The organism is Amycolatopsis ponsaeliensis (assembly GCF_030182635.1).
Classification (GTDB): domain Bacteria; phylum Actinomycetota; class Actinomycetes; order Mycobacteriales; family Pseudonocardiaceae; genus Amycolatopsis; species Amycolatopsis ponsaeliensis.
On the sequence record NZ_JAPZLD010000078.1, the window covers coordinates 25,224 to 32,962 of the forward strand.

Consider the following 7,739-nt stretch of genomic DNA (forward strand, 5'->3'; position numbering starts at 1 on the left):
GGCCTCAGTCCTGCTCGGGGTCGAAGGACCACTGCAGGCCGTAGCTCAGCCCCTGGTGCAGCTCGTGGAACTCGAGCGACACCTCGCCGACGCGGTTGACCGTCAGCGCGTCACCGGAGTCGACGCCGTCGTCGACGACCCGGCCCGGCACGCCGTTGAGCCGCCACACGCGCGGCGGCGGGGCGCCGCGGTCGAACCGGACCCGCACCGAGAACTCTTCGCAGCGGCGCAGGGGCGTCATGACGTAGTACGGCCGCAGCGACGTGCGCCGCGGCGTGAACCGGATCCCGTACTCGTGCCGCTGGCCGAGCCGCAACGGGCTGGGGAGCCGCATCACGAACTGCGCGTGGCTCACCGAGACCTGGCGCGCTTCGACGATCTCGCCGCCGAACAGGACCTCGGCGGCGATGTCGGGCACCGGGTCGCTGCCCGGCTCGGCCGGGACGCTGAACGAGAGCACGAGCTCGTCGAGCTCGTCGACCTCCGCGACGATCCGGCGTTCCTCCTGCAGGTCCGGCGGGTCGCGGTCGAGCCGGAGCACCGCCTTGGTCGACTCGGCGTACCAGCCGGCCAGCGGGTGCCGGTCCCGGTCCGGTGGCGGTGCGCCGAGCAGCTCGTCGAGCCGGCGGAACGCGAGGTCGATCCGGCGGCGCGCGGTGCGCGGGTCGCGGTCCAGCACGCTGGCCAGCCACGAGATCCGCCGGTCGAGGAACTCCCCCGCGGCCTCTTCGTGCAGGCCGAACGCCGCGAGCGCGGCCAGCCGCAGGTCGGCGGGGAGCCGGCCGCACAGCTCGGTGAGCCGCAGGACGAGCTTCTGCCGGGCGGCGGAGGGCTGGTCGGCGCCGGTGATCCCGCACGCTTCGCGCAGGCAGGGACCAATCCGCTGGTGCAGGTCGGCCGCGTCGAGCCCGCGGCCGCGGCGCAGTTCGTTCAGCTCGCGCACGAACGGGAAGGAGTTCTCCGGCCGCATCCCACCCCCTCCCGGCGCCGCGGTGAAATGACAGACCACATTACCAAAAAATGTTCCGCGCCGGGGTGACAGATCGCGGACAACCGCATTCACGGAAATACCCGGCCGGCCGGCCCCCCACGAGTCGGCCGGCCGGGCTGCCGCGGGTCAGCGGGCGCCGAAGATCAGCGCCCAGATCGAGTGGCTCTCCATCACACACACCTCCTCATCGCTGCACCAAGACCGAGGCGGAGATCGGGGCGGAGCCGTGCGACACCGGCGCGGCCGGCTCCGCCGCGTTTCCGGCGGCCGCGACGAATCCCGCGACGGCACCGACCGCGAACGCGACGAAGACCGATTTCACCAGGGTCAAGATCTTGCAGTAGACGTTCACGGCAAAGCACTCCCCGACCTCGCTCGAAATGAAATCCGGCCGGTAGGCATCTGATTTCTTTTCCGGCCGGAACCCAGGATCCCGCCGGGAGGGGGTGCGCTCAGAGGACCGCTGTCACGGGCGTTGTGTGCCGTTTGGCTCAGAACGGGCGAAGGCGCGCAGGACACGCAGCTGGCGGATGAGGATCCGGCGGCGGCCGGTCTCGACGATCCCCTTCTCGCGCAGCACGCGCAACGCCCGGGCGACGGTACGCCGGGCCGCGCCGATCTGCGCGCCGATGTCCTCCTGCGAGAACGCGTCCTCGATGAGCACGCCTTCCGGGACGCGCCGGCCGTGCTCCTCCGCCAGCCGGACCAGGACCACCGCGACGCGGCGGCTGACGTCGAAGGCGGCGGCGTCGACCCGGGCCGACTCCGCGCTGCGGAGCCGGGCCGCGACGGTTTTGATCGTCGCGATGGCGATTTCGGGCCGGGTGTGCAGGACGTCGATGAACTCCGCACCGGTCAGCTGGTAGACGGTGCAGGGTTCGATCGCGCGGACCGACGCCGACCGCGGCAGCCCGGTCACGGCCGCGAGATCGCCGAGCACCTCGCCGGGGCCGCGCAGGCCGAAGAGCACTTCACGGCCGTCCTCGACGATGGCGGAGACGCGCACCCAGCCGGCGACCAGCACGTGGACGTGGTCGGACGGGTCGCCCTCCATGAGCACGAGGTCGTTCGCCCGGAACCGGCGGCGGGTGCCGCGGGCGAGCAGGTACTCGCGATCGGCATCGGCGAGATAGGCCAGGAGCGCCCCGTCGCCCGTGTCGTCGTGCCCGCTCATGGTTCCCCTCCGGATCTCCACGGTAACCCGGCGTGGCGGGCCGGGGCGAGAGCCGGGACCGGTAGGGTCGCCGCGTGGATGTGGAGATCTTCACCGACGGCGCGTGCAGCGGGAACCCGGGACCGGGCGGCTGGGGCGCGGTCCTCCGCTACGGGCGGCACGAGCGCGAGCTCTACGGCGGCGAAGCCACCCCGACGACGAACAACCGGATGGAGCTGACGGCGCCGATCCGGGCGCTGGAGAGCCTGACCCGGCCGTCGCAGGTCCGCGTGTACACGGACAGCACGTACGTGCGCAACGGGATCACGCAGTGGCTGCCGCGCTGGAAGAGCAACGGCTGGCAGACGGCGGCGCGCGAGCCGGTGAAGAACGCGGACCTGTGGCAGCGCCTGGACGCGGCGGCGGGCGAGCACCAGGTCGAGTGGCTGTGGGTCAAGGGCCACGCGGGACACCCGGAGAACGAGCGCGCCGACCGGCTCGCGGTGCGCGGCGCCCAGGAAGCACGGGAGCTCGGGAAGCCGGTCAACGCGGAATAGTCCGAAGTGGACGGTCGTGGCACAATGCCCCGGTGCCTCCTGCTTCGTGCCCGTGCGGCCTCGCCGAGTCCTACGCCGCCTGCTGCGGCCGGTTCCACGAAGGCGGCCTCGCCGCGCCGACCGCCGAACTGCTCATGCGCTCGCGGTTCAGCGCCTTCGCCTTCGGGGACACGGCGTACCTGCTGCGCACCTGGCACCCGGACACCCGCCCGCGCCGGCTGAGCCTCGACCCCGGCCAGGAGTGGACGCGGCTGGAGATCCTCGCCCGCACCGGCGGCGGCCTGCTGCACAACGAAGGAACCGTCGAGTTCCGCGCGCACTACCGCCACCACGGCCGCGACGGGTTCCTCGAGGAGAACAGCCGCTTCCGCCGGGACGACGGCCACTGGGTCTACCTCGACGCGGAAGCCTGAAACTCGCCCCACGCAGCGCCGCCGCCGTGCTAAACAGTGCGGCGATGGGAAAACTGACGCGCCGAGCCCGGGCCAGAGCCGACTACCTCGGCTTCATCGGGGCCCGGGAGTGGCCGCTCGCCGCGTCCGGGCTGGGTGTCGTTCTCGGGGTCGTCACCATCCTGCCGAGCGCCGTCGGGGTCGTGCTCTCCGTCGTCGCCCTCGCGCTCGGCGTGGCCACCTTCACCCGGGATGTCCGGCTGCTGCGCCGCCGCTGGGCCGGGTTCGCCTTCACCACCATCGCCGCGCCCTTCCCGACCGCGGAACTGCCGCCGCCGTCGGCCTATCCGCCGTCGGAATACCTCGCCGTGCCCGCCCGCGGGACCGCGCTGGTCAGCGCCGCGATCGACCGGGACCTCTGGACCGAACGGCACACGATCACCGTCGCCGAGGAGCCGTACCGGCTGCCGCCCGCGCTCAAGGCGACCGCGCCGCACGTGCTGCCGCTGCGGGCGCGCGGCCGGCTGCTGTTCAACGGCCCGATCGTCGGCATGCGCGGCGATCCGCTGCCCGCCACCGGTACGCGGCCCGCGCCGATCCGGCTGCACCGCGCCCGGTTCTTCGACGCCGTCTGCTCGAACGAGCTCGGCACGCTCCGCATCACCCGCGCCGGCACCGGCGAGGAGTACGACCTCCGCAAGACCGAACTGACCGACACCGACGGCGCGCTCCGGGAGCTCGGCAGCAGCACGCTGGCCGATCTCGTCGGCGTCTCCACCGTCGCGTTCACCACCGACGGCAAGCTCGTCACCGTCCGCCAGTCCCCGCTCAACGCCGTGAGCGGGCTGCTGCTCGCGCCGTCGGGCAGCGGCTCGCTCGAACCCCGGGACCTGCGCACCCCCGACGGCGGCGCGCGCCGGTCCCTCCACACCGCCGTCTGCGCCGGGATGGAACGCGAACTGTGCGAGGAGAGCGGTCTGCGGCCCCAGGACGTCCGCGAGACGAAGCTGACCGGGTTCGCGCGCTGGATGGAACGCGGCGCCAAGCCGGAGTTCTTCGGCGTGACCGAGCTGGCGGTCGACAGCACCGAGGTCGCCGCTCGCCGCCCGGTCAGCGGCGAACGCCTCTACAGCGCCGGCCTGACACTCTTCGACGTCGATCTCCCGGCCATCGGGGCCGCGCTGGGCGACGGTGTCCCGCTCAGCGAGGCACTTCCGCAGCGGATCTGGGAGGACGGTTCACTGCCGCTCCTGCTGGCACTGCGCGCCGCGGCGGCCTGGCAGGCGGCGCGGATCTGACCGGAACGCCCCTGTTCTCCCGGTGACCGGACCGCTACGATCGTCCGCAATTGTTAGGAAAGTTCCCTAACGATAGTCCCGCTGTTCCCCACGCCGCCGTGGTGCCTAGGAGGCGCGCTAGTGAGCTATCGGCAGAAAAGAACCCGGACCCTCGTGGCGGCGGCTGTGCTCGCCGTCGCCGTGACCGGGGCGACCGTCCCGGCGGCCACCGGCCAGGAACAGGCGAGAGCGACGGTCGCGGCCGCAGGCCCGGCCACCGCCGTCCCCGGCTTCCTGATCCAGACGTCGGCGCAGGTCAGCGACGACTCGGCGGTCTCGAAGCCCGGCTTCGACACCGCCGGCTGGTACCCCGTCGGCCCGCGCTCGACCGTCTACGCCGGCCTGCTGGCCAACGGCAAGTACGCCGACCCGTTCTACTCGACGAACATGAAGAACGTGCCGACCGCGGACTTCAAGGTCCCCTGGTGGTACCGCACCGACCTCACCGTCACCGACACCACCCAGCGCACGTACCTCGACTTCAGCGGCGTGCTGTCCAAGGCCGACGTCTGGGTCAACGGGACGCGGATCGCGGACAAGACCCAGGTCACCGGCGCCTACACGCGTCACGACCTCGACATCACCGCGCAGGTGAAGGCAGGCACCAACAGCATCGCGTTCAAGGTCTACCCGAACGACCCGAACAAGGACCTGTCGATGGGCTGGATCGACTGGGCCCAGACCCCGCCGGACCAGAACATGGGCATCGTGCGGGACGTCCTGGTGCGCCGCAGCGGGCCGGTCGCGCTGCGCGGCGGCCACGTCGTCACGAAGCTGCCGTCCCAGAGCCACGCCGACCTGACGGTCAAGGCCGACGTCCGCAACGACTCGGCGGCCGCGGTGTCCACGACGGTCTCCGGCACGGTCGCCGGCAAACCGATCAGCCAGACGGTTTCCCTGGCGGCCAAGGAGAAGAAGACCGTCACGTTCCCGGTGGTCGGGATCGACAGCCCGCAGGTCTGGTGGCCGGCCGGGATGGGCGGGCAGCCGCTGTACGACCTCGACCTGACGGCGAGCGTCGGCGGCACGGCGTCGGACTCCGCACACGAGAGCTTCGGCGTGCGCCAGGTGACGGCGAACAAGAACTCCAGCGGCGGCCGGTCGTACACGATCAACGGGCGCCCGCTGCTGATCAAGGGCGGCGGCTACTCGCCGGACCTGTTCCTGCGCTGGAACGAGCAGTACGCGGCGGACAAGCTGGCCTACGTCAAGGACCTCGGGCTCAACACCGTGCGCCTGGAGGGGCACATCGAGCCGGACGAGTTCTTCGACCTCGCCGACCGGATGGGCGTGCTCACGCTGCCCGGCTGGGAGTGCTGCGACAAGTGGGAGGGCCAGGTCAACGGCGACGAGAAGGGTGACCCGTGGACGGCCGCGGACTACCCGGTCGCGAAGGCGTCGATGACCGCGGAGGCCGAGCGCCTGCGCGACCACCCGAGCGTCATCTCGTTCCTGATCGGCAGTGACTTCGCGCCCGACGCGACGATCGAGAAGAACTACCTCGACGCGCTGAGCGCCGCGGACTGGCCCACCCCGGTGGTCCCGGCCGCGTCGGCGAAGTCGTCGCCGCAGCTCGGCTCGTCCGGCATGAAGATGAACGGCCCGTACGACTACGTCCCGCCGAACTACTGGTACGACAAGGCGCACACCGACCTCGGCGGCGCGTGGAGCTTCAACTCCGAAACCAGTGCCGGGCCGGACATCCCGACGATGGACACGCTCAAGCGGATGATGTCGTCGAGCGAGCTGGACACGATGTGGAAGAGCCCGTCGACCGCGCAGTACCACCGGTCGTCGTCCTCCACGTTCGCCAACCTGAAGCTCTTCGGCGACGCGCTCACCGGCCGCTACGGCAAGCCGGCCAGCCTGGACGACTTCGTCCGCAAGGCGCAGCTGGCGCAGTACGAGAACGTCCGCGCCGAGTTCGAGTCGCACTCGCGCAACTTCAGCGACAGCTCGAACCCGTCGACCGGGATCATCTACTGGATGCTCAACAGCGGCTGGACGTCGCTGCACTGGCAGCTGTTCGACGCCTACCTCGACCAGAACGGCTCCTACTTCGGGGCCAAGAAGGCGAACGAGCCGCTGCACATCCAGTACTCGTACGACGCCAAGTCCGTCGTGGTGGTCAACCACAACCACGACGCGGCGTCGAACCTCACCGCGTCCGTGAAGCTCTACAACCTGGACGGCACGGAGAAGTTCAACCAGTCGAAGGCCGTTTCGGTGGGCGGTGACGGCGCGAAGACCACCGCGCTGACCATCGGTTCGGTGAGCGGCCTGTCGACGACGTACCTGGCGAAGCTGGTCCTGACCGACGGATCGGGCAAGGAGGTCAGCCGCAACGTCTACTGGCTGTCCACCAAGGCCGACACCCTGGATTGGGCCAACAGCGACTGGTACTACACGCCGACGACGTCGTACGCCGACCTGTCCGGGCTGAACGGCCTGGCCCAGGTGACGCCGGGTTCGACCGCCACCTCGACGGCCAACGGCGACGGCACCACGACGACCAAGGTGACGCTGACGAACGGCTCGGCGAACAAGGTGCCGGCGTTCTTCGTCGACGCGCACGTCGTCGGCGCGGCCGGTGCGCCGGTGCTGCCTGTGCAGTGGACCGACAACCAGGTCAGCCTCTGGCCGGGCGAGTCGACCACGCTGACCGCGACCTACCGGACCGCGGACCTCAAGGGCGCCAAGCCGTCCGTGCGGGTCGCGGGCTGGAACACCGGGACGAAGACGATCCCGGCGGACGGCACGGTGACCCCCGGCACCCCGGTGGACTACCAGGCCGAGAACGCCACGATCACCAGCGGCGTCGCGGAGTCGAACCACGCCGGCTTCACCGGCACCGGGTTCGTCAACTACGACAACGCGACCGGCAGCGCGGTGGAGTTCTCCGTCGACGCGGCCGCCGCGGGTCCCGCGAACGCCGTCCTGCGGTTCGCCAACGGCACCACGGTGAACCGGCCGATGGACGTCACGGTGAACGGCACGAAGGTGGCGTCCGCGGTGGCGTTCGGCGGCACGGGCAACTGGGACACCTGGCAGACGGTCACGATCCCGGTGACGCTGACCGCCGGGACGAACAAGATCAAGGCGACCGCGACGACCGCCAACGGCGGCCCGAACGTCGACAAGATCACCGTCTAGCGCAAGTCCATGAGGGGCACCTTCATGGCTCTAAAAGGGCTCTTCGTACCGATGTGTGGGTGGTTGAGCGTGGCGTGAAGGGGCGCACGCCGTTGTCCGGCTTAGTTTCTGGCTTGTCGAAGGTCAGCAACCAAGTGATCGGGGAACGGCGTGCGC

The 7,739-nt window shown here is 70.9% G+C and carries 7 protein-coding genes; 4 read left to right on the forward strand and 3 right to left on the reverse strand.

What is annotated here, in order from left to right:
• Positions 1-4: 4 nt before the first annotated feature.
• From QQ657_RS53225 to QQ657_RS53235, 3 genes are all read right to left on the reverse strand, one after another.
• Positions 5-970 carry a hypothetical protein gene (locus QQ657_RS53225; RefSeq protein WP_284750131.1) on the reverse strand — a complete coding sequence of 322 codons (966 nt, stop codon included), beginning with the start codon at positions 968-970 and terminating at the stop codon, positions 5-7.
• A 205-nt stretch (positions 971-1,175) separates the two neighbouring features.
• On the reverse strand, positions 1,176-1,343 hold the full coding sequence (locus tag QQ657_RS53230) for a hypothetical protein (protein WP_284750132.1): 168 nt from the start codon (positions 1,341-1,343) through the stop codon (positions 1,176-1,178).
• Positions 1,344-1,457: 114 nt separating this feature from the next.
• On the reverse strand, positions 1,458-2,165 hold the full coding sequence (locus tag QQ657_RS53235; protein ID WP_284750133.1) for a Crp/Fnr family transcriptional regulator: 708 nt from the start codon (positions 2,163-2,165) through the stop codon (positions 1,458-1,460).
• 74 nt (positions 2,166-2,239) lie between these two features.
• Between QQ657_RS53235 and rnhA the strand changes: the two genes are divergently transcribed.
• From rnhA to QQ657_RS53255, 4 genes are all read left to right on the forward strand, one after another.
• On the forward strand, positions 2,240-2,701 hold the full coding sequence (gene rnhA / locus QQ657_RS53240; protein WP_284750134.1) for a ribonuclease HI: 462 nt from the start codon (positions 2,240-2,242) through the stop codon (positions 2,699-2,701).
• 32 nt (positions 2,702-2,733) lie between these two features.
• Entirely contained in the window at positions 2,734-3,114 is a 381-nt protein-coding gene (locus QQ657_RS53245) for a YchJ family protein (RefSeq protein ID WP_284750135.1), read from the forward strand.
• A 44-nt stretch (positions 3,115-3,158) separates the two neighbouring features.
• Positions 3,159-4,391: a hypothetical protein gene (locus tag QQ657_RS53250; RefSeq protein ID WP_284750136.1), complete on the forward strand. Its 1,233-nt coding sequence runs from the start codon at positions 3,159-3,161 to the stop codon at positions 4,389-4,391.
• Positions 4,392-4,511: 120 nt separating this feature from the next.
• Positions 4,512-7,583 carry a glycosyl hydrolase 2 galactose-binding domain-containing protein gene (locus QQ657_RS53255; RefSeq protein ID WP_284750137.1) on the forward strand — a complete coding sequence of 1,024 codons (3,072 nt, stop codon included), beginning with the start codon at positions 4,512-4,514 and terminating at the stop codon, positions 7,581-7,583.
• The last annotated feature ends 156 nt before the right edge of the window (positions 7,584-7,739 follow it).